General features: G+C 69.7%; 22 protein-coding genes and 1 rRNA gene. 18 read left to right on the plus strand and 5 right to left on the minus strand.

The features are described from left to right. Positions 1-2 precede the first annotated feature (2 nt). Positions 3-118, plus strand: a 5S ribosomal RNA gene (gene rrf, locus MLG87_RS00005). A 116-nt stretch (positions 119-234) separates the two neighbouring features. Then, positions 235-2949 carry a pyruvate, phosphate dikinase gene (gene ppdK, locus MLG87_RS00010; protein ID WP_243293190.1) on the plus strand — a complete coding sequence of 905 codons (2715 nt, stop codon included), beginning with the start codon at positions 235-237 and terminating at the stop codon, positions 2947-2949. A 5-nt stretch (positions 2950-2954) separates the two neighbouring features. On the opposite strand, the gene MLG87_RS00015 is transcribed toward ppdK, so the two are convergent. Then, a complete protein-coding gene (locus MLG87_RS00015; protein WP_243293191.1) occupies positions 2955-3350 on the minus strand; it encodes a DUF6982 domain-containing protein in 396 nt (131 codons plus the stop codon). A 204-nt stretch (positions 3351-3554) separates the two neighbouring features. On the opposite strand from MLG87_RS00015, the gene ettA reads away from it, so the two are divergent. Genes ettA through MLG87_RS00035 form a run of 4 tightly spaced genes read left to right on the plus strand, consistent with a single transcriptional unit; the run spans position 3555 to position 7319 of the window. Further along, positions 3555-5252 carry an energy-dependent translational throttle protein EttA gene (ettA, locus tag MLG87_RS00020; RefSeq protein ID WP_243293192.1) on the plus strand — a complete coding sequence of 566 codons (1698 nt, stop codon included), beginning with the start codon at positions 3555-3557 and terminating at the stop codon, positions 5250-5252. Beyond that, positions 5249-5866 carry a hypothetical protein gene (locus tag MLG87_RS00025; RefSeq protein ID WP_243293193.1) on the plus strand — a complete coding sequence of 206 codons (618 nt, stop codon included), beginning with the start codon at positions 5249-5251 and terminating at the stop codon, positions 5864-5866. Before ettA ends, MLG87_RS00025 begins: the two co-directional genes overlap by 4 nt. A 4-nt stretch (positions 5867-5870) precedes the next feature. Further along, positions 5871-6728 (plus strand): DNA cytosine methyltransferase, encoded by an 858-nt coding sequence (locus MLG87_RS00030; protein ID WP_243293194.1) that lies wholly within the window; start codon positions 5871-5873, stop codon positions 6726-6728. Positions 6729-6737: 9 nt separating this feature from the next. Next, positions 6738-7319, plus strand: a complete 582-nt coding sequence (locus MLG87_RS00035) for a phosphorylase family protein (protein WP_243293195.1) — start codon at positions 6738-6740, stop codon at positions 7317-7319. On the opposite strand, the gene MLG87_RS00040 is transcribed toward MLG87_RS00035, so the two are convergent. Next, positions 7288-9615, minus strand: a complete 2328-nt coding sequence (locus tag MLG87_RS00040; RefSeq protein WP_243293196.1) for a ComEC/Rec2 family competence protein — start codon at positions 9613-9615, stop codon at positions 7288-7290. The genes MLG87_RS00035 and MLG87_RS00040 overlap by 32 nt on opposite strands. 65 nt (positions 9616-9680) lie before the next feature. On the opposite strand from MLG87_RS00040, the gene MLG87_RS00045 reads away from it, so the two are divergent. The 3 genes from MLG87_RS00045 to MLG87_RS00055 all read left to right on the plus strand — a co-directional run bounded on the left by MLG87_RS00045 (position 9681) and on the right by MLG87_RS00055 (position 13703). Continuing rightward, positions 9681-11102, plus strand: a complete 1422-nt coding sequence (locus tag MLG87_RS00045; protein WP_243293197.1) for a sigma-54-dependent transcriptional regulator — start codon at positions 9681-9683, stop codon at positions 11100-11102. Next, positions 11095-11763 carry a hypothetical protein gene (locus MLG87_RS00050; protein ID WP_243293198.1) on the plus strand — a complete coding sequence of 223 codons (669 nt, stop codon included), beginning with the start codon at positions 11095-11097 and terminating at the stop codon, positions 11761-11763. The genes MLG87_RS00045 and MLG87_RS00050 overlap by 8 nt, the downstream gene beginning before the upstream one ends. Positions 11764-11882: 119 nt before the next feature. Continuing rightward, positions 11883-13703 (plus strand): energy transducer TonB, encoded by a 1821-nt coding sequence (locus MLG87_RS00055; RefSeq protein ID WP_243293199.1) that lies wholly within the window; start codon positions 11883-11885, stop codon positions 13701-13703. 43 nt (positions 13704-13746) lie between these two features. Here the strand turns inward: MLG87_RS00055 and rnhA are convergent, their stop codons facing one another. Beyond that, positions 13747-14190 carry a ribonuclease HI gene (gene rnhA, locus MLG87_RS00060; RefSeq protein WP_243293200.1) on the minus strand — a complete coding sequence of 148 codons (444 nt, stop codon included), beginning with the start codon at positions 14188-14190 and terminating at the stop codon, positions 13747-13749. After that, a complete protein-coding gene (gene lat / locus MLG87_RS00065; RefSeq protein ID WP_243293201.1) occupies positions 14187-15527 on the minus strand; it encodes an L-lysine 6-transaminase in 1341 nt (446 codons plus the stop codon). Before lat ends, rnhA begins: the two co-directional genes overlap by 4 nt. A 60-nt stretch (positions 15528-15587) precedes the next feature. On the opposite strand from lat, the gene MLG87_RS00070 reads away from it, so the two are divergent. From MLG87_RS00070 to MLG87_RS00085, 4 genes are all read left to right on the plus strand, one after another. Continuing rightward, the gene (locus MLG87_RS00070; protein WP_279341022.1) at positions 15588-16022 is read left to right on the plus strand and encodes a molybdenum cofactor biosynthesis protein MoaE; all 435 of its coding nucleotides are present in this window, start codon (positions 15588-15590) and stop codon (positions 16020-16022) included. A 181-nt stretch (positions 16023-16203) separates the two neighbouring features. Continuing rightward, positions 16204-17337, plus strand: a complete 1134-nt coding sequence (locus tag MLG87_RS00075; protein ID WP_243294546.1) for a Y-family DNA polymerase — start codon at positions 16204-16206, stop codon at positions 17335-17337. Positions 17338-17437: 100 nt separating this feature from the next. Further along, positions 17438-17890, plus strand: a complete 453-nt coding sequence (locus tag MLG87_RS00080) for a DUF2442 domain-containing protein (protein ID WP_243293203.1) — start codon at positions 17438-17440, stop codon at positions 17888-17890. A 173-nt stretch (positions 17891-18063) separates the two neighbouring features. After that, the gene (locus MLG87_RS00085; protein ID WP_243293204.1) at positions 18064-21063 is read left to right on the plus strand and encodes a helix-hairpin-helix domain-containing protein; all 3000 of its coding nucleotides are present in this window, start codon (positions 18064-18066) and stop codon (positions 21061-21063) included. Between the two features lie 83 nt (positions 21064-21146). On the opposite strand, the gene MLG87_RS00090 is transcribed toward MLG87_RS00085, so the two are convergent. Then, on the minus strand, positions 21147-22070 hold the full coding sequence (locus MLG87_RS00090; RefSeq protein ID WP_243293205.1) for a cyclase family protein: 924 nt from the start codon (positions 22068-22070) through the stop codon (positions 21147-21149). Between the two features lie 84 nt (positions 22071-22154). Between MLG87_RS00090 and MLG87_RS00095 the strand changes: the two genes are divergently transcribed. The 5 genes from MLG87_RS00095 (at position 22155) to MLG87_RS00115 (ending at position 25182) form a co-directional block, all read left to right on the plus strand. Beyond that, the gene (locus MLG87_RS00095; RefSeq protein ID WP_243293206.1) at positions 22155-23090 is read left to right on the plus strand and encodes a LysR family transcriptional regulator; all 936 of its coding nucleotides are present in this window, start codon (positions 22155-22157) and stop codon (positions 23088-23090) included. Positions 23091-23251: 161 nt separating this feature from the next. Continuing rightward, positions 23252-23773 carry a DinB family protein gene (locus tag MLG87_RS00100; protein WP_243293207.1) on the plus strand — a complete coding sequence of 174 codons (522 nt, stop codon included), beginning with the start codon at positions 23252-23254 and terminating at the stop codon, positions 23771-23773. Positions 23774-23854: 81 nt separating this feature from the next. Beyond that, on the plus strand, positions 23855-24265 hold the full coding sequence (locus MLG87_RS00105; protein WP_243293208.1) for a nuclear transport factor 2 family protein: 411 nt from the start codon (positions 23855-23857) through the stop codon (positions 24263-24265). A 100-nt stretch (positions 24266-24365) separates the two neighbouring features. Continuing rightward, the gene (locus MLG87_RS00110) at positions 24366-24896 is read left to right on the plus strand and encodes a DinB family protein (RefSeq protein ID WP_243293209.1); all 531 of its coding nucleotides are present in this window, start codon (positions 24366-24368) and stop codon (positions 24894-24896) included. Next, the gene (locus MLG87_RS00115) at positions 24883-25182 is read left to right on the plus strand and encodes a helix-hairpin-helix domain-containing protein (protein ID WP_279341023.1); all 300 of its coding nucleotides are present in this window, start codon (positions 24883-24885) and stop codon (positions 25180-25182) included. Before MLG87_RS00110 ends, MLG87_RS00115 begins: the two co-directional genes overlap by 14 nt. Positions 25183-25600 lie beyond the last annotated feature (418 nt).

The following is a 25600-nucleotide window of genomic DNA, read 5'->3' on the forward strand; positions in this document are numbered from 1 at the left end:
TTCGTCGCGGCTTTTCCCCAGGGGTCACACCCGTTCCCATCCCGAACACGGCCGTTAAGACCTGGAGGGCCGATGATACTGCTCCCCACAGGAGTGGAAAAGTAGGTCGCTGCGACGTTAAATCCCCAAACGGGCCACCCTTCGAGGTGGTCCGTTTTCGTGTACGGATCTCCGCATCCGCAGGCCATTTATCTGTCGCGGCGGATACACTGAAGGTTCCGCGTGGAGGATCTGATGAGCAAAGGTGTTTACACCTTCGGGGGAAACCGTAACGAAGGCGGCGCGGCCATGCGCAACCTTCTCGGAGGCAAGGGCTGCAACCTGGCAGAGATGGCGGGTCTGGGCATTCCCGTGCCCCCGGGATTCACGCTCACCACGGAGCAGTGCAACGCCTACTACACCCATGGCCGCAAGCTCGCCGAGGATCTCAAGGCCGAGGTGGTCGAAGCCCTGAAGTGGCTCGAAGGTGTGCGGGGCTGCGGCTTCGGATCCAACGAGAACCCGCTCCTGCTCTCCGTCCGCTCCGGCGCCCGCGTCTCCATGCCCGGCATGATGGACACGGTGCTCAACCTGGGGCTCAACGATCAGACCGTGCTGGCCCTGGAGAAGGCCAGCGGCAATTCCCGCTTCGCCTGGGATTCCTACCGCCGCTTCATCACGATGTACAGCAACGTGGTGCTGGGTGTGGAGCATGCGCTGTTCGAGGCGGAGCTGGAGCGCGCGAAAGAGCGGCTCCACAAGCACCAGGACACCGAACTCGGCGCGGAGGACTGGAAGGCCCTCGTCGCCGCCTTCAAGGAGATCGTGCGGGAAGAGACCGGCCAGGCCTTCCCGCAGGAGCCCATGGAGCAGCTCTGGGGCGCCATCCGCGCCGTCTTCGAGAGTTGGAACACGGCCCGCGCCATCACCTACCGCCGCCTCCATCGCATTCCCGATGACTGGGGCACGGGCGTCAACGTGCAGAGCATGGTCTTCGGCAACATGGGCGACGACTGCGGCACGGGCGTGGCCTTCACGCGCGACCCCGCCACGGGCGAGAAGCTGTTCTACGGCGAGTACCTCATCAACGCCCAGGGCGAGGACGTGGTGGCCGGCATCCGCACGCCCCAGCCCATCACCCGGGCGCAGGCCGATGGTACCGGCCTGAAGAGCCTGGAGGAGGCCATGCCCGCGGCTTTCGCGGAGCTGGACGCCACCTGCAAGCGCCTCGAGACCCACTTCAAGGACATGCAGGACATCGAGTTCACCATCGAGCGCGGGAAGCTCTACCTGCTGCAGACGCGCAACGGCAAGCGCACCGCCATGGCCGGCATCCGCATCGCCATCGACCTGGTGGACGAGGGGCTCATCGATACGCACACCGCCCTGAAGCGCATCGATGCCGACAGCCTGTCCCAGCTGCTGGCGCCCGTCTTCGATCCCAAGGAGAAGGATCGCCTGCGCAAGGAGGGCCACCTGCTCACCAAGGGCCTGAACGCCGGTCCCGGCGCGGCCACGGGGCGCATCGCCCTCACGGCCGAGCAGGCCGAGAAGATGGCCCAGGAGGGCCCCGTGGTGCTCGTGCGCGTGGAGACCAGCCCCGAGGATATCGCCGGCATGGTGGCCTCCCAGGGCATCCTCACGGCCCGTGGCGGCATGACCAGCCACGCGGCCGTGGTGGCCCGAGGCATGGGCAAGCCCTGCGTTTGCGGCGCCTCGGCCGTGCAGATCGACGTGGCCAAGGGCCTGGTGAAGGTGGGCGACCATCAGCTGAAGGCCGGCCACGATTGGATTTCCATGGACGGCTCCACGGGCGAGGTGTTCGCCGGCAAGCTGAGCGCCCATCCCTCCGAGGTGAACCAGGTGCTGGTGGACGGCCGCCTGAAGGCCGGGGACAGCGAACTCTACCAGCGCTTCGCCAAGATCATGGCCTGGAGCCACGAGGCCAAGCGCATGAAGGTCCGCACCAACGCCGACACGCCCCACGACGCTGCCGTGGCACGGGCCTTCGGCGCCCAGGGCATCGGCCTCTGCCGCACCGAGCACATGTTCTTCGAAGGCGACCGCATCATCGCCGTGCGCGAGATGATCCTCGCCACGGACACCGAGGGCCGCAAGAAGGCCCTGGCCAAGCTCCTGCCCATCCAGCGCGAGGATTTCGAGGGCATCTTCAAGGCCATGGACGGCCTGCCCGTGAACATCCGCCTGCTGGATCCTCCCTTGCACGAGTTCCTTCCCCAGGACGAGGCGGGCCAGCGGGAAATGGCGGAAGTGCTGGGCGTGGACCTCGGCACCGTGGAGCGCCGCGTGACGCAGCTCCACGAGTTCAACCCCATGATGGGCCACCGCGGCTGCCGCCTGGGCATCACCTTCCCCGAGATCATCCGCATGCAGGTCCGGGCCATCGCCGAGGCCGCGCTGAACGTGGCCGCCGAGGGCGTGAAAGCCATCCCCGAGATCATGGTGCCGCTCATCGGGACCGTGCGGGAGCTGAGCTATACCAAGACCGAGATGCTGGATGAGATCGCCCAGGTGAATCAGGAGCGCGGCACCCAGTTCGCCTGCCCCATCGGCACCATGATCGAGATTCCCCGGGCCGCCATCACCTCCGACAAGATCGCCCAGGAGGCCGAGTTCTTCAGCTTCGGCACCAACGACCTCACCCAGATGGGTTTCGGCTTCAGCCGCGACGACGCGGGCACCTTCCTGCCCGAGTACGTGGGCAAGAAGCTGTTGGAGGACGATCCCTTCCAGAGCCTGGACCAGGAGGGCATCGGCGAACTGGTGCGCATCTCGTGCGAGAAGGGCCGCTCGGCGCGCCCCGGCATCAAGCTGGGCGTCTGCGGCGAGCACGGGGGTGATCCCCGCAGCGTGAATTTCTTCCACCGCGTGGGTCTCGACTACGTGAGTTGCAGCCCCTATCGCGTGCCCATCGCCACCCTGGCGGCGGCCCAGGCGGCGCTGGACTGATCGATCTAGACGAAAGCCACCGACTGAGTGGCGGACGTCACGATGTAGCACCGTTCATTGTTCGAGCGCGGGTCGGCCGGGAGCAGGAAGAAGCCCGGCCGGCTCGGCTGGTACCCCTGCGTGGTACCCACCAGCACCTCGCCGTCCTTGAAGGTGACCTTGACCTTACGGCCCGGGGCCGGGGCGTTGGGCGGGAACTCGTTGGTCTTCTGGTGTTCCGGATCGCCCTGGAGGCTCCGGACGAAGTACAGGGCCTTGAGGTCCGGCACTTTCACCTCCAGTGGCTTGGCGCCGATGCTACCGTTCGCGGAGATGTGGAAGAGATCCTTCGCCGGAAGGAAGTCGTTGGTCTGGCCCTTGAGGGTCGTCCCGTTCAGGAATCGCGCCACCACTTGGTTCATGGGAATCTCCAGGCCACCCGGGCCGGCAGGCGGTAGATTCGCCTGCATATGCGGTTTGTTGACTTTAAATTACAAACCCACGGCTTTCGACGCAAGCCCTTGCCGCGGGAAAGCGCGAAACGTCCGGGCAGGTCCCCCGGGGGGTGGGAAACCGTGCCGGAGGCCCGAGGCCGGGCGCGATAGAATCGCCCTTTTGAGCGGACCATGGCCAAGACCTCGACCAAGGCGACATCAGATCAGCCCGAGATCATCTATTCGATGATGCGGGTCAGCAAGATCTACAACAACAAGCCTGTCATCAAGGACATATCTCTCAGCTACTTCTATGGCGCCAAGATCGGCGTCCTCGGGCTCAATGGCTCCGGCAAGAGCACGGTCCTGCGGATCATGGCCGGCGTGGACCACGACTTCAACGGCGAGGCGGTGCTCAGCAAGGGCTACACCACGGGCATCCTGGACCAGGAGCCCCAGCTGGACCCCGATAAGACCGTCCGGGAGATCGTCGAGGAGGGCGCCGCCGAGAAGGTGAAGTGGCTGAAGGACTACAACGCCATCAGTGACCAGTTCGCCGATCCCGACGCGGACATGGACGTGCTGCTGGCCATGCAGGCCGAGCTCCAGGAGAAGATCGACGCCCACGACTGCTGGGACCTGGATTCCCGCCTCGAGCAGGCCATGGACGCCCTGCGCTGCCCGGACCCGGACACCAAGATAGGTGTGTTGTCCGGTGGCGAGCGGCGCCGCGTGGCCCTCTGCCGGCTGCTGCTCCAGGAGCCGGACATCCTGCTCCTGGACGAGCCCACCAACCATCTGGACGCCGAGACCGTGGCCTGGCTGGAGAAGCACCTCCAGGACTACAAGGGCACGGTCATCGCCGTCACCCATGACCGCTACTTCCTGGACCATGTCGCCGAGTGGATCCTCGAGCTGGACCGCGGCGAGGGCATCCCCTGGAAGGGCAACTACTCCAGCTGGCTGGAGCAGAAGCAGGGCCGTCTGGCGCGCGAGGAAAAGTCCGACCAGAAGCGCCAGAAGACGCTGGAGCGCGAGCTGGAGTGGATCCGCATGTCGCCCAAGGGGCAGCACACCAAGAGCAAGGCCCGCATCGCCAACTACGAGCGGCTGGCCGGCGAGGAGGGCCGCCAGAAGGAGCAGGAGCTGGAGATCTACATCCCCAGCGGCCCGCGCCTGGGCGACCTGGTGGCCGAGCTGGAGGGCGTCTCCAAGGCCTACGGCGACCGCATGCTGTTCGAGAACCTGAGCTTCGCCATCCCCCGCGGTGGCATCCTGGGCGTCATCGGCCCCAACGGCGCCGGCAAGTCCACGCTGCTGCGACTGCTCACGGGCCAGGAGCAGCCGGACACGGGCACCATCCGGCTCGGCGAGACGGTGAAGATGGCCTACGTGGACCAGCTCCGCGCGGGTCTCAACCCCGACAAGAGCGTCTACGAGGCGGTATCGGGCGGCTACGAGCAGATCGAGCTGGGCGGCAAGCTCATCAACGCCCGGGCCTGGCTGAGCCGCTTCGGGTTCTCCGGCGACGCCCAGCAGAAGAAGGTCTCCGAGCTGAGCGGCGGCCAGCAGAACCGACTGAACCTGGCGCTGACCCTCAAGAGCGAATCGAACCTGCTCTTCTTCGACGAGCCCACCAACGACCTGGATGTGAACACCATGCGGGCGCTGGAGGAGGCCATCGAGTCCTTCGCCGGCAGCGCCGTGGTGGTGAGCCACGACCGCTGGTTCCTGGACCGCCTGGCCACGCACATCCTGGCCTTCGAAGGCGATTCCCAGGTGCAGTTCTTCGACGGGAACTACACGGAGTACGAGCAGTACCGCAAGGATGTGCTGGGCCTGAAGCCCTTCGACCCGCACCGCATCAAGTACCGGAAGCTCACGCGATGAAGGCGGATGCCTCTGCGGCCCCTGCCTTCGCCACTGCCGCGACGGGCCTGCTCCTGGGCGCACCCCCCCTCTGGCTCGGCCTCGATCAAAGTGCCATCGCCCTCTGGACCTTCGGCGCCGCCGCGCTCCTGCTGGGCCTGCCCTCCCTGGTGGTGGGGCAGCGCGTCCGGGAGGGCTTCGGCAACCGGGGTCTGGAGCGCGAGCGCCTGACCCTCCGCGCCGCCAGCCACCTGGTGCGCCTCTTGGCCCTGGGCGCCATCCTGACCGCCGCGGCGGCCCTCATGGGCGACCGCAGGCCCCAGGCGGGTTCCGCCCCGCTCATCCTGGCGGGCGCGGCCCTGGCCGTCCTGGCGCCCCTCTGGTGGGTCAAGCGCGCCCAGGCGGGCCTCCACCCCAGCCTGGCCTCGGATGCCGCCCGCACCCGCGCCTTGTTGGAACTGGCCGGCCTGCTCCTGGCGGGAGTGCTGCTGGATCGCTGGTTCCCCTGGGCGGATGCGGCTGCTGCAGTGGTCATGGGGCTGCGCCTGTTCATCGAAGGGCAGGGCCTGGCCCGAGGCACGGCCCTGACCGCCGCGGCCTCCTGCGGCGGCTGCGGAAGCTGCGGCTGCGGCTAGGCCGATGCGCGTCCTCGAGCTGTTCTCGGGCCTGGGAGGCTGGCGTCTGGCTCTCGGGACCAAGGGCAGCGTGGTGGCGGCCTATGATGTGAGCGAGGCGGCCAATGCCACCTACGCCCTGAACCATGGCGAGACGCCGAAGGCCCGCGAGCTGGCCACGATCCCGCTGGCGGAGCTGGCCGCTGCTGGCGCCGATACCTGGCTCATGAGCCCGCCCTGCCAGCCCTTCTGTCGCATGGGGAACCAGCATGGCCTGGAGGACCGCCGCTGCCGGGCCTTCCGTCATCTTATGGACCTGTTCGACCAGGCGCCGCCGGAGCGCCTGGTGCTGGAGAACGTGGGTGGCTTCCTGGGCTCGGACGCCCACGCCCTGCTGATGGCGCGGCTGCGGGCCCACGGGATGCACCATCTGGACCTGGAGGCCTGCCCCAGCCGCTTCGGCCGGCCCAACCAGCGACCCCGCGTGTTCGTCGTGGCCGCGCGAAAGCCTCTGGCGACGCGGCCGTTGCCGGACCTGCCTCCGCATCCCCTGGGAGACTTCCTGGATGCGGAGGAGGATGAGGGGCTGTATCTGCGGCCCGAGATCCTGGCCCGCCACCGCCACGGGATGGACTTCGTGACGCCGGCGGAGCGCCGCAGCACCTGCTTCATCGGTGGCTACGGCCAGCGCTTCGTGGGCAGCGGTTCCTTCCTGAGAACAGAGCGTGGCGTGCGACGCTTCTCACCCGCCGAGGTGGCGCGGCTGCTGGGCCTGCCCGAGGGATTCCGCTTCCCGGAGGGCGTACCCCTGGAGGCCCGCTACAAGCTGCTGGGCAACGGCCTCTCTATCCCCGTCGCCGCCTGGGCCCTGGATCATCTGTAGAATCGGCCCATGCGCCTCCTGCTGTCTGCCTTCGCACCCGAGCTGGGCCCCCTCGCGGAGGATCCGCCGCCCGGCTGGGAAACCGCCACGGTGGGCATCGGCGCGGTGACGGCGGCGGCAGCCACGGCACGGCTGCTGGCGGAGCGGCGGCCAGAGGCGGTGCTTTTCCTCGGCACCTGCGGGCGCTACGACGAACGGCTGGCCCTGTTCGAGTGTCTGTGGGCCTCCGTGGCCATCGCCACCTCGCTGGAGGAAGTGCGCGGCGGCGCCTACCGGCCCGGTCTCGAACGCATCCGCTGGGCGTCCACGCTTGCCGGGCCCCTGCCGCCGCACGCCGTGGCCGTGCCGCCCGCCATCACGAAGACCCTGGAAGGCGCGGCCCTGCTGGCCTCCGTGGCTCCGGCCGAGCATCTGGAGCTCACGGGCGTTTTCGCGGCCTGCCACGCCGCCGGCGTGCCCTGCGGCGGGGCGCTGGTGGTGGTGAACGACGTGGGACCCGGGGCGCCGACGCAGTGGAAGGCCAATCACCTCGAAGGCAGCCAGCGGCTGGTGGATAGGCTCAGGGCTTCTGGCTTCTTCGAAGAGGCGTGAGCGCGACGGCGCCATCCCCGGTCTCGATACGCCATCCTGATGGAACGGCGGACAGGCGCACGCCGGAACGGGGCCCCGTGATCCAGGCGGCCACGCCTGCCAGATGCAGCGTCGCGAGGGTCTCAGGGTGCGGGTGCTCGAACCGGTTCCGCCGGCCCGCCGGGATCACGGCCACCTCGGGCTGCAGGGCCGAGATCCAGGCCGGATCCGAGGCATTGCGGCTGCCATGGTGGCCCACCTTCAGCAGGCGGTGGGGGAAGGCGCCGGGATCGCCCAGGTCCAGCAGGTCACGCTCCTGGATGGCCAGGGCGTCACCCATGAGCCAGAGTTCGCGGTCGCGCCAGGCCACGCGAAGGACGGTGGAGGTCATGTTCGCGTCCGGCAGGGCGTAGGCCCGCTGGGGCCAGCGTACGCTGAAGGCGGCCTCGCCGCGGGCCCAGGCGTCGCCCCGCAGCAGGCCTGCGGGATCGGCGCCGGTGGGGCGGAAGGCTTCCCATGGGTCCTCCTCCTCCGACGTGACCGGCACGGAGGTCGAGGCCAGCGGCCAGATCCGCGCCAGGGTGGCCCAACCGCCCGCGTGGTCGCCGTGCGCGTGGGTGAGCACCAGGTGCACGGGTTCCCGCACGCCGCGCCGGCTCAGCACCCGCGCGAGCCTGCGGCCCGTCCACGGCCCGGGTCCCGTGTCGATGAGGGTGGCGTCGCCGTCGGGCACCCGCAGCAGCAGGGCGTCGCCCTGGCCCACGTCCACGGCCTCCAGCGTCAGGGTTTCCGGGGCCCGCCCGGTACCGCGGAAGGCCAGCAGCCCCAGAGAGGCCGCGACGAGACCCACGGTCAGCGCCCGGGTGCGCCGCAGCGTCCCCTGCAGGTGCGCCAGGGCCAGCCAGCCCAGGGTGAGCAGGAGCCAGGGCCACAGCCGGCCCGTGGCCAGGGGTGCGATGCCCGTGAGGGCAGGCACCAGGCGGTCGCCCATCCAGGTGAGGATCACCGCGGCGCCCTGGGTGAGGCCGGGCAGGGGAACCAGGATCAGCAGGAGGCAGAGGGGCGTGAGGAAGGCCACCAGGGGCAGCACCAATAGGTTGGCCAGGATGCCCCACCAGGGCGCGCCGCCATGCAGCAGGGCCAGCAGCGGCATCGTGGACAGCCAGGGCGCAGCCAGCCGGGCGAAGGGCAGGGCGAGGCGGCCCAGCAGCGGCGACAGCAGGCCAGCCAGGGGCTCCGCGCCCCACAGCAGGCCCAGCAGGGCCCACCAGGCCAGCAGGAAGCCCGGCTCCACGCCCGCCGCCGGGTGGCCCAGCAGCCAGAGCAGCAGGGCCAGGTGCAGGCCCGCCACCGGCGGCAGCTTCCACCCGCTGGAGCGCCCAATGGCCCAGGCCACGCCCATGAAGAGCCCCCGCCACACCGGTGCCGAGAAGCCCACCAGGCCCGAGTAGAGCAGGCCCGCCGCGATGGCTCCGGCGGCGGCTCCCCGCAGGCGCAGGCGGCGCAGGAGGGCTTCCACCGCCGCCATCACGAGGGTCACCTGGAGGCCGGACACCACCAGGATGTGGATGGTGCCGCTCTCGGCGAAGACGCTGAAGTGGGCCTCGTCCGCCGGCGGGATGCCCAGGGCCAGGGCGCCCCACAGGTCCTTCGCGGTGGCGCCCAGGGGCAGGGCCTCGAAGCGTCGCCGGGCGAAGGTCTGGAGGCGCAGCAGGAGGGAGGGCGCCGGCGGTCCGGTGGCCTCCATCAGCTGCGCCGAAGCCAAGTGGATGCGCCTGGGGGCCTCGTCGCTGCGGGCCCGCCAGAGGGGGCGCTCCGCCAGGAAGACAGGAGCGGCCTGCACGGGCCGCAACTCGGCGCGCAGGCGGACCGGCGTGCCCGGGAGGGGCGGCGCCTGCTCGCCCCCGGCGGGGATGGTGAGGGGCAGGGAGAGGCCCCTCAACGGCTCGGGCGCGGATACCTCCAGGCGGCTCCGCAGCCGCTCGCCCTGGAGGGTCCAGGGAGCGTCGATGCGGCCCTCCAGGGCCTGGAAGCCGGTGGACAAAGCCGCCTCCCACCGGGCCTTGCGGGCAAGCCCCAGGCAGGTGATGCCTGCCAGCCCCAGGGCAAGCGGGACCACGGCCCACCGCTGAAATCGGAGCAGCGGCAGGGTCAGGAGCCAAGCCAGGGCGCCAAGGACCAGCCACCGGGCGGCGAACTGGCCATCCCACCGCTCCGGAAGCAGCCAGGGCACGGCACAGGCGGCCGCGAGAGCCCAGGCCAGGGGCCAGAGCGAAGCCCCGGACAGGCGCTGCCACAGGCTGGATCTGGAGAGCATGGGGGCAGTCTACCTGGGCTGTCCAAACCTTGACAGGGGGCCCCGGGCCAGGGACTCTGACAGGCATGAATCCAGCCCGGGCCCTGCTGGTGGACGACGATCCTACCATCCTCGATGTGGTGGGCACGCTGCTGTCCCGGCACGGGCATGAGGTCGTCGGCACCGGATCCGGCCGGCGGGGGGCCCAGTTCCTGAGGAACGAGCGGTTCGACCTGGCCGTGGTGGACCTCATGCTGCCGGACCTGAACGGCCTCGACCTGGCCCGGGAGGCCGTGGCCAAGCCCGATACGGTGGTGGTGGTGCTGTCCGGTTCGACCTCGGTGGAGACCGCCCTCCAGGCCATGCGCATGGGGATCTACGACTACGTGCCCAAGCCCTTCCGCGCGGAGGAGCTGGAGCACACGCTGCTGCGGGCCATCGAGAAGGCGCAGCTGAACCAGGAGAACAAGCGGCTGCGGGAGCAGATCGAAGGCCAGGCCGAGGGCCCGTCCATGGTGGGCTGCTCCGACGCCTGGCAGAAACTCCAGAGCCTGCTGCGGCGTGTGGCGCCGTCGCCGTCCACGGTGCTGATCACCGGGCCCTCGGGCACCGGCAAGGAGCTGGCGGCCCGGGCGATCCACCAGTGGAGCCCGCGCTCCCAGGGACCGTTCGTGCCCATCCACTGCGGCGCGATTCCGGAGACGCTGCTGGAAGACGAGCTCTTCGGCCACGTGCGGGGGGCGTACACGGACGCCCGCAGCGATCGGGCGGGGCGCTTCCAGCAGGCGGAGGGCGGCACCCTCTTCCTGGACGAGATCGGCACCATGCCTCCGAGCCTGCAGGTGAAGCTGCTGCGCGTGATCCAGGAACGCGAGTTCACGCCGCTGGGATCCGCGCGCACGCTGAAGGCCGATTTCCGCCTGGTGGCCGCCACCAACGAGGATCTGGCCAGCCTCGTGGAGCAGAAGCGGTTCCGGGAGGACCTGTTCTACCGGCTGAACGTGATCCCCGTGCAGATCCATCCCCTGCGCGAGCACCCCCAGGACATCCCCGTGCTCGTGGCCCACTTTCTCCGCAAGTTCGCGCGGGAGCTGAACCTCCCACTCAAGCAGGTGGAACCCGCGGCCCTGCAGGCCATGGAGGCCTACCCCTGGCCGGGCAACGTGCGCGAGCTGGAGAACGCCGTGGAGCGGGCCATGGCCCTGGGCTCCGATCCAGAGCGGCTGCTCCACCAGGATCTTCCCGCGTCCGTGGCGGGGATCCTGCCTTCCCCGGCCTTTCCGCACCTGCCCCAGAACCAGGGTCTGGGCCGCTTCCTGGAAGACCTGGAGCGGCACCTGATCGAGGAGGCCCTCCAGGCCACCGGCTGGAACAAGAGCGAATCGGCCCGGCGCCTCGGCATGCGCCGCACCACCCTGCTGCACCGCCTCCGGGCCCTGGGCATCCCCCTGGATCGCCAGGACGGGATGGCGGAGCCGACTGTCCCCGTGGAGGCCTCTGATGCCTGAACTGAAAGGCGCCCTGCTGGCCCTGCTCTGGGCGTGTCTGCCGCTGGGGGCCTGGTCGCCCAAGGTCCACGAGGCCCAGACCGCCAAGGCCGTCCGCCTGCTGCCCAGGGGCATGGCCGCCCTGCTGCGGGCCCATCCCCAGGAACTTCTGGAAGGCGCCCGGGGCGTGGCCAACGACCAGCCGCCCACCGTGGAGCAGGTGGAGGCCCAGTTCCGCACGGTCCTCCGCCTCAGCGACGAGAACCGCCGCCCCGAGGACATCGTCCGCGACCTGGGCGTGCTGGCCCACATGGTCCAGCTGCTGACGGATCCCTCCGTGACCGAAGGGCTGAGCCCGCTCCGGGAGAGCTTCGAGACCTACGCCGACCAGAACCTGGCGCACCTGCTGGTGACCCAGGAGCCCTATTGGGCCGCCACGGGCAGCCTGGACCCGGGACCGTCCCTGCGCCGCCTCCTGGCCACCAAGCTCGAACGGAACCGCCGCCTCCGGGACCACTTCGACGAGAATACGGGCCGCCGCATCGGTCCCTGGGACGATCTGTCGGTGCCCTTCGCCCAGCTTCAGCTGGCTTTTTCCAATGGAGTGCACGCCACGGCGAACCTTTGGATCCTGGCCTGGCGGGCGGCCGGCGACCAGTGGGAGATCCCCGCTCAACCCTGAAGGCCAGACCTGAAGTCCGACGTGCATCGGGACGATGGATGGGGTAGATCCCGCCCCGCGAGGGCTAGGCGAATCGCGACTTTCGGGCTATCGTTCCAACCATCCCCTCTGGAGCAGTCATGGGCACTTACACCCGCCTCGGGTCCTATCTCCTGGCCTCTGAACTGGCCAACGATCCCTTCGGTTCGATCCATCGGGCGGTGGTCATTGCCGGGAGCAATTTCGATCGCCACATGCTGGTGCGGACCTTCTCGGAAGAGATGTTCCAGGCCGGCATGAACGCGCATCTGGCCGAGGCCGGACGCGTGGTGTCCCTCCTGGGCGGCGCCCGCATCTACGGCATGGGCTATCGGCTGGAGACGGCCAAGACCCCCCATGTGGCCTGGGACTACGTGCCCGGCCGGAGCCTCGCCCAGCTCATCGAGAAGGCTCGGCAGGAGCAGATCCCCTTCGGTGTGGATCACGCCCTGACCGTCATCCAGGGCGTGGCCCAGGGCATCGTCCAGATGCAGGCCAAGGGCGTCAGCCATGGCGTGCTGAGCCCCTACAGCGTGTGGGTGAGCTTCGAGGGCGCCACGCAGCTCGTGGACGCGCCCTTCGCCGCCATCGCCAAGGGCATGCTGGCCAAGGCGCCCATGGCCAAGCGCAAGCTGGCCCCCTACCTCCAGGGGCCCGAGAACAACGCCCTCCAGACGGACCTTTTCGCGCTGGGCGCCGTGCTCTACGAGCTGCTCACCTTCGAGAAGCTGCCCGTGGGCGGTGACCTCCAGGCCACCCTGGACCAGGCCACCCTCAAGGCCGCCCAGGAAGAAGCGCCGCTGCCCGCGGAGATCCGCGCCTTCCTCGGCCGCCTGCTGCTGGGCCGCCAGCCGTTCGCCACCGTGGAGGACTTCAGCACCGAGCTCGAGCGCGTGCTCTACGACGGTGAGTACAGCCCCACCACGTTCAACATGGCTTTCTTCATGCACACGCTCTTCCGGGAGGAGAACGACCGGGATGCGGCCGCCATGAAGGCCGAGCAGGGCGACAACTTCCTCGGCTATACCGCCGCCGGCGAGAGCCTGCGCAGCGGCGCCACCCGCGCCGAGCACATCGACGGCCACGCGGACGAGCAGGTCAGCCAGAAGAACCGCACGGTCCTCATCGGCGGCGGCCTCGCCGCGGTGGTGATCCTGGGCCTGGGCTACATGTTCTTCGGGCGCCCCAAGGTGGATCCGGCCGTCCAGGCGCAGCTGGCGGAGTTCCAGCGGATCAAGGCGGAGATCGAGCAGCAGAAGGCCGATCTCGACGCCAAGGCCCGAGCCGAGGCCGAGAAGACCGCCCAGCTCCAGAAGCAGCTCGGCGAGACCAAGTCCTCCGAGGAGAAGGCCAAGCTGCAGAAGCAGTTGGAAGAATCCCAGCAGCGCAAGCAGGAGGTCGAGCGGCAGCAGAAGGCCGCCGAGCAGCGGATGGCCGAGCAGAGGGCCGCCGAGCAGCGGCTGGCCGAGCAGAAGAAGGCCGCCGAGACCAAGGTCGCCGCGGCCCCGCCAGTGCCCGAGGCGCCCAAGCCGCAGCCCATGCAGGAAGCCCCGCGCCCGGTGGCCGTGCCCACACCCACCGGTGTGCCCACGCCCCAGACCACCGCGTCCAGGCAGGTGGCGGCCGTCAATGACCAGCCCGCCCGCGTGGTGAACCAGGTGGTGCCGATCTTCCCCCTGCGAGCCGTCCAGATGCGGTGGGAGACCAACCTGGATCACATCGTGCGCCTGAAGGTGTTCGTGGGCGAGCAGGGCCAGCCGCTGAAGGTGTCCGTGATCGAAGGGGTCTCAGGGGCCTTCGGCTTCGACGAGGCGGCCATCGATGCGGCCAACAAGTCCTCCTTCGCCCCCGCCATCCGCGACGGCAAGCCCGTGCGCGGCTGGACGCCCGAGATCGTCTACAAGTTCCCCAAGCGGAGATAGTCGACGTTCCATCCCGTGAAACGGGCCCTCCGGGGCCCGTTTTTCATGCCACCGACTGCGCCGCCGCGTTGGCCAGGCGGTCCACCCGCTCGTTCTCTGGGTGGCCGGCATGGCCCTTCACCCAGCGGGCCTCCACGTGGTGCCGCGCCAGCTGCGCGTCCAGGGCCTGCCAGAGGTCCGCATTGAGCACGGGCTTGCCATCGGCCTTCTTCCAGCCGCGCCGCTTCCAGTCCTTCAGCCAGGTGGTGATGCCCTTCACCACGTACTGGCTGTCGCTCTGGAGCAGCACCTGGCAGGGCTTCGTGAGCGCCTCCAGGCCGCGGATGGCCGCCGTCAGCTCCATGCGGTTGTTGGTGGTCTCCGCCTCGGGACCCGAGGCCTCCTTCTCCTGGACGCCGGACGCCAGGTGCACCCGCAGCAGGAACCCCCAGCCACCCGGACCGGGGTTCCCGAGACACGCGCCGTCGCAGTAGAGCTCGATCTTCATCCCACCAGGGTAGGGGAAGTGGCGGCCACCTGTGCCACGGCCTTGCGGAGCAGCTCCACGCCCAGGTCCAGATCCTCCGGCCGGAGGTTCATGGCAGGGCGGAAGCGCAGGCCCTTGAAGCCCGTGGAGAGGATCATCATGCCCAGCTCGTGGCCCTTGGCCACCACGGCGTTGCGCAGCTCCGGCGTGGCGATGTCCAGGGCGCAGAAGAGGCCCCGGCCGCGGGGGTTCGAGGTGAGCTCGGGGAAGTCGCGGTGGATCTCCTGCAGGCCCTTCAGCAGGCGCTCGCCCTGCGTCACGCCGTGCTCCAGCAGGTTCTCCTCGCGGATGACGTCGATGATGCGCGTGCCGCGCACCATGTCCACGAGGTTGCCGCCCCAGGTGCTGTTGATGCGGCTGGGCACCTTGAAGACGCTGTCCACCTCGTCGAGGCGCGGGCCCGCGGCGATGCCGCATGTCTGAGCCTTCTTGCCGAAGGCGATGATGTCGGGCTGAACGTCGAACCACTGGTGGGCCCACCACTTGCCGGTGGCGCCGAAGCCGGTTTGCACTTCGTCGAAGATCAGCAGGAAATCGTGACGATCCGCCAGGGCTCGGAGCTTCTTCAGGAATTCGCCCCGGAAGTGGTTGTCGCCGCCCTCGCCCTGGATGGGCTCGACGATGAGGCAGGCGATGTCATCCGGATTCTGGGCCACGGCGGCCTCGATGGCGGCGATGGACTCCGCCTCCGCGGCCTCGACCTTGGCGAGGTCCACGGGGAACTCCAGCTTGGGGTTCGGCACCCGGGGCCAGGGGAACTTGGGGAAATACTGATGCTTGCGGGGATCGGCGGTGTTCGTGAGGCTCAGGGTGTAGCCGCTGCGGCCGTGGAAGGCCTCGCGGAAGTGGATGACCTGGGAGCCCTTCTCGCCCTTGCCCGCCGCCAGATTCTTGCGCACCTTCCAGTCGAAGGCCGCCTTCAGGGCGTTCTCCACCGCCAGAGCCCCGCCGTCGATCCAGAAGAGGTGGGGCAGGTAGTCCGGGGCGGCATGGGTGCCGAAGGCCTCCACCCATTCCGCGAAGGCCGTGGTGTAGATGTCCGAGTTGGCGGGCTTGTTGACGGCGATCTCGCCCAGGTACTGGACGAATTCCGGCTCCCGCAGTCGGGGGTGGTTGTGGCCCAGGGGCGTCGTGGCGAAGAAAGTGTAGAAATCCAGGTACTTGCGGCCGTCCCGGGCATCCACGATCCAGGAGTCGTGGGATTTCTCCAGGTCCATCACCAGGTGGAAGCCGTCCACCAGCATGTGGCGGCCCAGGGTGTCGAAGACAGCGTTCGGATCAACGTGCAAGCTGGTCATGGCGTCCCTCATCAAAGCGACTTCACTGTATGGTTGGGTCTGGAGCGGAGCGAGGCACCCATGATTCCCTGGATATCGGTTCAGGAAGCCCCATTGGACGCAATGGCTTTACGAACTGTCATGGAGGACCCCCATGCCGGGGCCCTGGTCCTGTTCGAGGGCCGGGCCCGGGATCACCACGAGGGCAGGCCCGTGCTGGAGCTGGCCTACGAGGCATACGGGCCCATGGCCGAGAAGGAACTGGGCCTCCTGCGCGAGCGGGTCATCGAGCGCTACGGCCTCACCCGCTGCGCCATCCACCACCGCATCGGCGTCGTGCCCCTCACCGAGGCCGCCGTCATCGTGGCCACCAGCAGCGCCCATCGCGCCGAGAGCTTCCAGGCCGCCGCCTGGATCATGGACGAGATCAAGCAGCGCGTGCCCATCTGGAAGCGCGAGCGCTACAAGGACGGATCCGAGAGCTGGGTGGAGTGCACGCACCGGTTCCAGATGTAAGGATTGGAACCGCGAAAGACACGAAAATGCGCGAAAAGGGGCTGAGCCACCCCTCTGAAGCGACGGCTTTCACGCGCCCGGAGGGCGATTCGTGCTTTTCGCGGTTCAGGTTTTCCTGGTCGGTTGATTTTCGCTAAAAATTCGCCATACTTGGATCCCCCAGGAGGTCCCGGTGCTGGCGATGTGGGTTCCCGAGCTGCCGTTCCAGCTGGCCTGCGGGCGGGACGGGGGCCTGCGGGACCGGCCCTTGGCCTTCCTGAGCCCGGAGAGCCCCCGCTCGCCCATTCTCTGGTTCGTGAACCGCCTGGGCCGGGCCGAGGGGCTGGGGCCGGGCCTGCCCCTGGACCAGGCCCTGCGGCGGGCGCCGGGCCTGCGGGTGCTGGATCCCTCGCCCCAGGTCTGGTGGGAGGCCCAGGCGGATCTGGGGACCTTCCTCCAGCACTGGACGCCCCAGGGCCAGCTGGGCCGCCTGGGGGAGGCCCTGGTGGAGCTCCAGGGCACCCAGCGACTCTTCGGGCCCCCGGCGGACACCGCCGAGCGCATGCGCCGGGAGCTGGCCGAGCGCCGCGGCTGGGCCAGCCATGGGGGCCTGTCCCTCAGCGCCACCGCCGCCCAGCTGGCCGCCCGGGCCGAGCATGAGCTGGAGCGGGTGGGGGAGGGGGCCGAGGCCGCCTTCCTGGCCCCCCAGCCCCTGCGCCGCCTGCCGGACCTGCCCCCGCGCCTCCACGACCGCTTCCACCGCCTGGGCCTGCGGGTCTTCGGGGACCTCCAGCCCGTGCCCCTGCCCGTGCTGGCCGAACTCACGAACCCCAAGGCCGCGCCGGACCTGTGGGCCCGGGTCCGCGGCGAGGACCGGCTGAAGCTGCCCCTGCTCACCGAGCGCCCCGGCCACGCCCGCCACGGCTGGCGCCTCCAGCCCCCCCGCCTGCCGGAGGAGGTGGGCCTGGCCGTCCGCTGCCTGGACTGGCTCTGGTCCGACCCCCGCCATCCCCGCACGCTGACCCTGCGCTGGTGGGACGTGGACGGCGAGCCCCACACCTGGCGGGCCTCTGCCGAAGACCTCACGGCGCCGCCCCTGATCCTGGCCCGCCGCCTCCAGCAGGCCTTCCTGGCGGGCGCCACCCGCCGCCTCCTGGTGCGCGAGGTGGAGCTGCGCCTGGCCTGGGGCCTGGGCCGCGAGCGGGCCCTCTTCGAGGACCCCCGGAACGCCAGGCTCGAGCGCCTCGAGCCCGCCCTCGCCCGCCTCCGCCGCCGCTTCCCCGACCGCGCCGTGCTGCCGGGGTGGATGGGGCAGGTTTGTCTTGAAATAGGCTAATAACAGCCTAATATTTGTGGAGACCCCATGACCCCCACCGTCCATCGGGAAGGACCCTTCCGGTTCTTCTTCTACAGCCATGAACCTCGTGAGCCGCCCCATGTCCATGGCGAATCCTGACACGCCCCGCGCCACGCACCTCTGGTTCGAGCGGGGGCGGCTGGTCGTGCAGCTTCAGGACGGCCGGGAACTGGCCTGCCCGTTGACCTTCTTCCCCCGGTTGGCGGCAGCTACCGCCGAGGATCTGGCGGACTGGCGTCTCATCGGCCGTGGCACGGGCATCCACTGGCCCCGCCTGGACGAGGATCTGTCCGTCGAAGGGCTCCTGGAGGGCCGGCGTGCGCCAGAAGCGGACGCCCGGGCCAAGGCCCTGGCCCCGCGCCTGCGGGCCGCCCGCCGCCAGGCCGGCCTCACCCAGGCCCAGCTCGCGGAGCGCATGGGCCGCTCCCAGGCCCTCGTGAGCCTCGCCGAACGGGGCGCCCTGCGCATCGGAACCCCCTACCTCCACGCCGTCCTCGACGCCTGCGGTCTGCCCCGCGACTGGCAGCCCTGATTCCCTCTCCATCAAAAAGATCTCCACGAGATGTCCGTTCGTCTCGCGTATCGGCTCCGCCGATACCGAGAGGGACACGAAGAAAGGCACCAAGGGCACCAAGAGCGATTCGGGCTCTTGTTCTTGGCTTCGTGTCCTTCGTGGAGATCCTTTCCCCTCTGGATATGCCCCCCATGTTCGCCCTCGGCATCTCCGATTTCTCCATTGGTGAAGGCGTCTACCCGGCGAAGCAGCTGCTCTCGCTGGCGCGGCGCCTGGGCTACCGCGACCTGGTCTGCTGGGACCGGGGGGTGGCGGGCTACCCGAAGCTGCGGGCGGAGCTGGACTGGATCCACGAGGCGCGGCGCCTGGAGGGCCTGCCGCCGGATCCGCGCTGGACGGGCTTCCGCCTGCACCTGGGCAGCCGCTTCACCTGGCGAGGCCATGGCTATGGCGCGCTGCCCTTCACGGACGCGGGCTACGCGGCCCTGAACCGCCTGCTCTCGATCCAGGCCCACGACGCGGCGCCGGGGCCCGATATCCCGGGCCTGGGCACCCCCGATCCGCCCCGGGACTGCGTGCTGCTGGCCGACGACCTGGCGGGCCTGGATGCCTTGCTGCGGGAAGGTCTCTACGGCGCCCTCCTGGCCCATCCCCGGCGCGCCCAGGAGGCGCGGAAGGCCCTGGCGGCGGGCCTGGAGGTGGTGGCGCCCCAGGTGCTGCGCTTCCGCACCGCCGAGGGACTGGAGATGCACCGCCTGAAGCGGGCCATCGAGACGCAGGCCACGCTCATCCGCACAGAGGCCCTGTGGGATCCCGCGGAGGCGGCCGTCCCCCGGGCCGACTGGGAGGCCCGCTTCCCCTTCGGCGAGCCTGCCGTGGAACGGGCCACCGCGGCCGTCCTGGAGCGCATCTCGGGCTGGAACGTCCACTGGGGCACGTGGGTGCTGGCCGATCCCCTGGGCTGCAAGGGCTCGGACTTGGACGCCCTCCTGCGCGAGAAGGTGCGGGCGGGGGTTGCCGCGCGGTTCGAGCACCCGGGCGGCGAGGTGCTGGCCCGCATGGAGCGGGAGCTGGACCTCATCGCCTTCAAGGGCTTCGCCCGCTACTTCCTGCTGGTGGAGGACATCGTGCGGGCCGCCCAGGGCGCGAAGCCCCGCATCTGCGGCCGGGGCAGCGGGGCCGCGTCGCTGGTGAGCTACGCCCTGGGTCTCAGCAACGTGGATCCCGTGGCCACGAACCTGATGTTCGAGCGCTTTCTCACGCCGGAGCGGAAGGACCCGCCGGACATGGACATCGACTTCGCTTGGGACGAGCGGGGGGACGTCATCCAGAAGGTCTTCGAGCGCTACGGCCGCGACCGCGTGGCCATGGTGGCCAACCACGCCTTCTTCAAGGCCAAGGGCGCCCTGCGGGCCGTGGCCCAGGCCCACGGACGGCCCGACAGCGAGCTGAAGCAGCTGGCCCGCTACGTCCGCGGCTGGGAAGGGGGCCTTCCCCGCGCCGCCGAGAACCCCGCCTGGGACACGATCCTGCGCCAGGCCGCGGCGCTGAAGGGCCACTTCCACCAGTTCTCCGTGCACCCCGGCGGCACCGTCGTCACCCCCGGCCCCTTCTGGGAGCACGCCGCCTTCCAGCCCGCGCCGGCCAAGGAGGGGGTTTCCACCACCACCTGGGACAAGGACGGCGTGGAGGGCTATGGCCTGGTGAAGATCGACCTGCTGGGAAACCGCAGCCTGGCCGTCATCCGCGATGCCTACGCGGTGCTGGGCGATGCCGTGGCCGCCGACCCCGGCACGCATGCACGCGAGGATCCCGCCACCCAGTCCCTCCTGGCCCGGGGCGACAGCATCGGCGTCTTCTACGTCGAGAGCCCCGCCACACGCCAGCTCCAGCAGCGGGTGCGGAAGGGCGACTTCGAGACGCTGGTGATCCACTCCAGCCTCATCCGCCCCGCGGCCTACCGCTGGGTGGACCGCTACGTGAAGCGCAGCCGCGGCGAGGAGGCCTGGGAGCCCAGCGATCCCGTGTTCAACGACCTGCTGTCCGAGAGCTTCGGCGTGCTGGTCTACCAGGAGGACGTCATCAAGGTCTGCGTGGCGCTGGCGGGCTGGAGCCACTACGAGGCCGACCAGCTCCGCAAGCTGCTGGGCAAGCCCGACTGCGAGGAGAAGCTGCCCTTCTTCGAGGCCCGGTTCCGGCGCGGATGCGCAGAACGGGGCGCGCGGCCCGCCACCGTGGACGAGGCCTGGGACATGATCCGCACCTTCCAGGGCTACTCCTTCTGCAAGCCGCACTCCGCCAGCTACGCCCAGGTGAGCTTCGAGAGCGCCTGGATCAAGGCCCACCATCCCGCCGAGTTCTTCGCCTCCGTCGTCACCAACCAGGGCGGCTACTACCCGGCCATCGCCTACCTGGGCGACGCCCGCCGCCACCGCCTGGTGGTGCGCGGGCCCGACGCCAACGCCTCCGCCTGGGCCTTCACCGCCGAGGGCGGCCAAGCCCTGCGCGTGGGCCTCATGCAGGTGCAGGGCGCCCTGGCGAAGGAGGTGGAGAAATTGCTGGAGAACCGGGAGCAGCAGGGCCCCTTCGCGGACCTGGACGACCTGCTGGGCCGGGTGAAGCCCTCCGTCACCACCGCCGAGGCCCTCTGCGCCGCCGGCGCCTTCGACCGCTGGGCGCCGGACGGCGACCGCACACGCCTCATGTGGGCACGCCTGGGCGGCGTGCCCCCCGGCGTGCGCCCGCGCCCCACGGACGCCTTCGACCGCGCGGACCTGGAGATGGCCACGATGGACCTCACCCTGGAGATCCACCCCGCCGCCCTCGCCCGCGTGCGGAAGGGCGGCGGGCCCGACCGCGTGGCGGATGTGGGGAGGGGGGGAAGCCCGGGTACGGCTTGGCCGGACCCGGGCGCGGGGGCCCGGGGGTGTTCGCGCAGCGCAGCGGAGCGTGGAACCCCCGGACGATATCTTCGCTTCTGGGCCCTGGTGGTGGCGGACAAGGAAGTGGCCACCGAGAAGGGCGAGCGCATGCAGTTCGTCACCTTCGAGGACGAGACCGGCCTCTGCGAAGCCGTCGCCTTCCCCCCCGTCCTCCGCCGCCGCCAGCGCCCCTTCCGCGTGGGCGAGGTCGTCTCCATCAGCGGGAGGACGACGCTGCAGGACGGACTGGCGGTGTTCGAAGTGGGGTGAGATCTCGCGCGCAGTGGAGGCTGGTCCGGCGGGGGTTCAAGCCAATCCAGGCCGCTCGCCAGGTTTCAGCTCGATCGCAGATTTCACGATGCCTCGACGATGGCGAAGGCCCGCACAGGGAAGGTTCCCATCCCTTCCACGCGAGGGGGCGCGGCGTGGAAGCGGAACCCTTGGACGGGCACCTGATCCAGCCCCGTCAGGTGCTCCACAATGGGGATCCCCGCCGCCAGCAGGGCGGAGTGGACCGGCCGGGCGCCGTCGCGGGTGTCGTCGATGTTCAGCGAATCGATGCCGACGAGTGCGGCCTTCTGCGCCACGAGCCATTCGGCCGCATCCGAGGTGAGGTAGGGATGCCCCTCCCCGTACTGCTCGGTGCCCCAATGGCGGTCCCATCCGGTGTGGACCAGCACGGCCTTGCCCGCGACGTCGTAGGGGAGGAACGCGGCGCGGTCGATGGCCCGCTGGGCGCTTCCGGCAAGGCGGAGGACGAGGCCCTCGAGATCCGCCAGCGAGGCCAGGGGGATGCCGGCGAGGTCGGCACCGCCTTCGTACCGGTGGAAGGGCGTGTCCAGGTAGGTGCCGGTGTTGGCGACCATGCTGATGCGGCCGATGTGGAATTCGCAGCCTGGCGCGTAGAGGGCGCGGGAGGATTCCCGGCTGAGGTGCCCGGTGATCTCCGGGCCTGGGAGGCCGGGATAGGTCACCATCCCGTGCCGGATGGTGTGGCTCAACTCGATCAAGTGCCGCGGGCCCGGCCGGACTGGGCCCGCCTCCGTTCCGTGCTCAGTTCCGCGCGACCCCTTGTGGGGTTCCCGAAGCAACTGCCGGTTCGTGAAGCGGACCGACTCGACCATCAGGAGGCCGAGGCTCCGGATGAACATCCCCGCCAGTTCCTGGTCGGTGATGTCCGCGCCGGGGATGTCCAGGCGGAAGCCCTGGGCCTGGAGGCCGCCTCCGTTGAGGAAGGTCACCTCCGCATCGAACTGAACCCGCCATTCATCCGTCATGGCCATGTCCTCCAGGGTTCAATTTAGGCGAAGTTTTTCTAAAAATATTTCGATATTTTTTAAAGATAAAGTTAAGAATATCTCATGGATCTCGACCCTCGCCGTCTCTTGATCTTGCGGGCCGTCGGGCTCCGGGGCGGCGTCTCCGACGCGGCTCAGCTGCTCCACCTGACGCCCTCGGCCGTGTCCCAGCAGATCGCCCTGCTTGAGCGCGAGGTCGGGGTCGACCTGCTGGACCGTTCGCAGCGCCCCGCGGGGTTGACAGCCGCCGGCCGACTCCTGGCGGCGCGGGCGGAACGGATCCAGGCGGAATTGACCGAGGGCCGACGCGAGTTGACGGCGCTGAGCGGGCGGCTGAGCGGTCCGGTCGTGATCGCCTCGTTTTCGACCGTCCTCCGACACCTCGTCGTGCCGGCGATCCAGACGCTCGCCAGGACCCACCCCGACCTCCAGCCCCGCGTGATCGAACTGGAGGGCCCGCCCGCCCTCAAGGAGCTGCGCAGCGGTGGCGTGGACCTGGTGATCGTGGAACACGACGGAGGGGTGGAGGAACCCTCGTACCAAGGCCTGGCCGCAAGGCCCTTGGCGGAGGACGGCTACCGGGTCGTCGTGCCCTCGGCGTGGCCGCCCGCCTCTCATTCGATGAAGGACCTGGCGGCTCGTCCCTGGATCACGGGGCCGCCGGAAACCCCCATCGCCCAGGCCCTGGAGCGGCTCGCGGTGAAGCATGCGTTCACCCCCGAGCGGGCGCACGTCTGCGTGGAGTACCCGACGGTCCTCTCCCTCGTGGCGGCCGGCTTGGGCGCGGCGATCGTCCCCGCGCTCGCCCTCGGTGGCGAGTTCGCCGATCGGGTCCATGTCACGGCGATCCCCCAGGTGGGGTTCCGCCGGCTGAGCGCCCTGTACCGGGCCTCCGCCAACGGTCCGGAACCCCTGGTGCCAGCCTTGATCGCCGCCCTGGATGAAGCCGTCCAGGCGCAAGGCCTCATCCCCGCCGGTGGGACGGCCCGGGGACGCTGATCCCCCGATCCGACATCCTCCCCCATCGAAGACATCCCACAGGGACCCCCCAAGCGGCGGCGAAGGCTTCCCGGGCGGATTGGACCCACTCCGCGAGCCTCCTGCCACCAGGTTGTCAGGAGGGGGGGCGCACACTCCTCGTTCACCCTGAGGAGGCTGTCATGTTCAACCGCCTGGAAGACTTCAGAACCACATGGCAGGAGGAGGTCGAGGACACCCTGAAGGTCCTGAGGGCCATCCCCGATCAGGCGCTGGACCAGGCCGTGGCCCCGGGCCACCGGGACCTGCGCCGCCTCGGCTGGCACCTCGTGGGCAGCATCGGCTCCCTCACCAGCCAGATGGGGCTCCGCGTGGACGGCCCGGCCCAGGATGAACGGGGCTTCCCCGTGGCGCCGCCGCCCGCCCGCGCGCCCGCGATCGCGGATGCCTATGCCCGCTCGGCCGAATCGCTGCTGGAGGCCCTCGCCGACTGGGACGACGCGGAACTTGAGAAGGTGGATCTGATCTTCGGACACTTGCACTGGAAGCGGAGCCAGACCCTCCTCGCCCTGCTGGTCCACCAGGTCCACCACCGGGGCCAGATGACGGTGCTCATGCGCCAGGCCGGCATCCTCGTCCCCGAGTTCTACGGCCCCACACGGGAAGGCTGGGCGGCCATGGGCATGCCCGCACCCGCTGTCTGACAGGCTCCACGTCCCCCGGTTCCCCACCTGGCAGGACGGCCCCTCGCGCCGCTCCTGCCCCACCTCGACAAGGAGTCGCCCATGAACCCCGCATCCCTCGCCCCGGCCGACATCGTGATCCTGGGACCCGCCGACCGCGCCTCGCTGGCCACGAAAGAGACCATCCGCAGGTTCCACCAGGCCTTCGACGACCACGACCCCCAGGCCATGGAGGCGCTCGTGGCGGACGACTGCGTCATCGAGAACACCCAGCCCGCTCCGGAGGGTTCCCGGCAGGTCGGGAAGGCCGCGTGCCTGGCGGTCTGGCAGGGCCTGGCGAGCGCCGCCGGCACCTGGTTCGAGCGGGAGGAGGTGCTGGTCGCGGGCGAGCGCGTCGTCATCCGGTGGCGGTACCGGTGGGGCGGCGAGGTTGCCCAATCCATCCGCGGCCTCAACCTGATGCGGGTCCGGGAGGGCCGCATCGTCGAGGCCATGGGGTACGTCAAGGCGTGACCGGAGCCACCTTGCCGCTACCCCTGTTGCTCCCGACCCGCGAAACACCTTCGTGGGATGACCGGGATTCTCGCCGCCGCTGCTTGATGGGGAGTCATCCATGCTCGACGTGATCAAGACCAGCTACGCCTACGATTCCTGGGCCACCGCCCGGGTGCTCGACGCCCTCGAAGGGCTCAGCGACGAGGAATACAACGCCCCCGAGTGCAGCGGGAACGGGTCGATCCGGGACACCCTGGCTCATCTGCTCTCCTGCCAGTGGGGGTGGCTCTCATGGCTCGACGGTTCCAGGAGCCTGGAGGAGGCGTACGGCCTGACCCTTCCCGGGGAGGCCATCCCCACGGTGGCCCAGGCCCGGGCCCAGTGGGCCGCCATCGACCGGCAGACCCACGCCTTCGTCGACGCGCTGACCGACGCGGACCTGGCGGCATCCTGCACCTGGACGGGTCTGGATGGCTTTTCCGATGCCGCCCCGCTCTGGAAACTGCTGCTCCACGTGGCGAACCACGGCACCCACACCCGTGCCCAGATCGTCGCTGGCATCCGCCGGGTGGGGGCGGATCCTGGGGACATCGACCTTCTCTGCTGGGAGCTGAACCACATGGGGCGCCGGTACCATGCCACGGCCTAGACGCGACCAACCCACCCGACTGGAAGACTTGCCGAACATCGGCAAGTCCATCGCCGCCGACCTCCGCGGGATCGGCATCCTCGAGCCCGGCCAGCTTGCCGAGCGCGAGCCGCTGGCCGTGTTCCAGGAGCTGGCGGGAGCCATGGGCCCCCGCCACGACCCCTGCGTGCTATACACGCTGCTCGCGGCCCAGCACTTCCTCCAGTGCGGCGAATCCCTCCCGTGGTGGGCCTTCGCCATCGAAGGCAGGCGCCTGCTGGAAGGCAGCCGGCTTCGCCGGTCATGAGGCCCTGGACGGAGCCCAGCCTGCGAGGTGTTGAGAGGACAGAAGGCCGTGCAGGCGGGACTCGAATTGACCTAGAGGTCCGGCCGAGTCGTGGGTTCTTGTTCTTTTCTTGGCCTGCGGAACATGTCAATGCCCATGAGAAGGTACGCCATTGCAGTGGTCCACTGCCAAACACCACGCCAGCCAGATGTCCTGTCGACGATGGCGACCACGATTCCAATTGAGCCGACGCCAATTAGAAATAGCCCACCGCAGAGACTGAAGTTGGATTTAGATGCGGCGTTCAAAGTGGTCTCCGTGGGCTGAGCCTGACGAGTGGATTAACCGCGGTTACCGATAGAGGCACGGTGAGTGGGGGCGGTGTCTCGAAGAGGCCGTGTCCGGGTTGAATGATTGGTTAGGCCGAGCCTAATCCGGA

Source organism: Geothrix mesophila (assembly GCF_022808835.1).
GTDB classification, from domain to species: Bacteria; Acidobacteriota; Holophagae; order Holophagales; family Holophagaceae; genus Geothrix; species Geothrix paludis.

Bases quoted from the DNA above. Each gene is read 5' to 3' on its own strand.
- ppdK (WP_243293190.1), top strand. From the start codon at position 235: ATGAGCAAAGGTGTTTACACCTTCGGGGGAAACCGTAACGAAGGCGGC.
- MLG87_RS00015 (WP_243293191.1), bottom strand. From the start codon at position 3,350: ATGAACCAAGTGGTGGCGCGATTCCTGAACGGGACGACCCTCAAGGGC.
- ettA (WP_243293192.1), top strand. From the start codon at position 3,555: ATGGCCAAGACCTCGACCAAGGCGACATCAGATCAGCCCGAGATCATC.
- MLG87_RS00025 (WP_243293193.1), top strand. From the start codon at position 5,249: ATGAAGGCGGATGCCTCTGCGGCCCCTGCCTTCGCCACTGCCGCGACG.
- MLG87_RS00030 (WP_243293194.1), top strand. From the start codon at position 5,871: ATGCGCGTCCTCGAGCTGTTCTCGGGCCTGGGAGGCTGGCGTCTGGCT.
- MLG87_RS00035 (WP_243293195.1), top strand. From the start codon at position 6,738: ATGCGCCTCCTGCTGTCTGCCTTCGCACCCGAGCTGGGCCCCCTCGCG.
- MLG87_RS00040 (WP_243293196.1), bottom strand. From the start codon at position 9,615: ATGCTCTCCAGATCCAGCCTGTGGCAGCGCCTGTCCGGGGCTTCGCTC.
- MLG87_RS00045 (WP_243293197.1), top strand. From the start codon at position 9,681: ATGAATCCAGCCCGGGCCCTGCTGGTGGACGACGATCCTACCATCCTC.
- MLG87_RS00050 (WP_243293198.1), top strand. From the start codon at position 11,095: ATGCCTGAACTGAAAGGCGCCCTGCTGGCCCTGCTCTGGGCGTGTCTG.
- MLG87_RS00055 (WP_243293199.1), top strand. From the start codon at position 11,883: ATGGGCACTTACACCCGCCTCGGGTCCTATCTCCTGGCCTCTGAACTG.
- rnhA (WP_243293200.1), bottom strand. From the start codon at position 14,190: ATGAAGATCGAGCTCTACTGCGACGGCGCGTGTCTCGGGAACCCCGGT.
- lat (WP_243293201.1), bottom strand. From the start codon at position 15,527: ATGACCAGCTTGCACGTTGATCCGAACGCTGTCTTCGACACCCTGGGC.
- MLG87_RS00070 (WP_279341022.1), top strand. From the start codon at position 15,588: ATGATTCCCTGGATATCGGTTCAGGAAGCCCCATTGGACGCAATGGCT.
- MLG87_RS00075 (WP_243294546.1), top strand. From the start codon at position 16,204: ATGTGGGTTCCCGAGCTGCCGTTCCAGCTGGCCTGCGGGCGGGACGGG.
- MLG87_RS00080 (WP_243293203.1), top strand. From the start codon at position 17,438: ATGTCCATGGCGAATCCTGACACGCCCCGCGCCACGCACCTCTGGTTC.
- MLG87_RS00085 (WP_243293204.1), top strand. From the start codon at position 18,064: ATGTTCGCCCTCGGCATCTCCGATTTCTCCATTGGTGAAGGCGTCTAC.
- MLG87_RS00090 (WP_243293205.1), bottom strand. From the start codon at position 22,070: ATGACGGATGAATGGCGGGTTCAGTTCGATGCGGAGGTGACCTTCCTC.
- MLG87_RS00095 (WP_243293206.1), top strand. From the start codon at position 22,155: ATGGATCTCGACCCTCGCCGTCTCTTGATCTTGCGGGCCGTCGGGCTC.
- MLG87_RS00100 (WP_243293207.1), top strand. From the start codon at position 23,252: ATGTTCAACCGCCTGGAAGACTTCAGAACCACATGGCAGGAGGAGGTC.
- MLG87_RS00105 (WP_243293208.1), top strand. From the start codon at position 23,855: ATGAACCCCGCATCCCTCGCCCCGGCCGACATCGTGATCCTGGGACCC.
- MLG87_RS00110 (WP_243293209.1), top strand. From the start codon at position 24,366: ATGCTCGACGTGATCAAGACCAGCTACGCCTACGATTCCTGGGCCACC.
- MLG87_RS00115 (WP_279341023.1), top strand. From the start codon at position 24,883: ATGCCACGGCCTAGACGCGACCAACCCACCCGACTGGAAGACTTGCCG.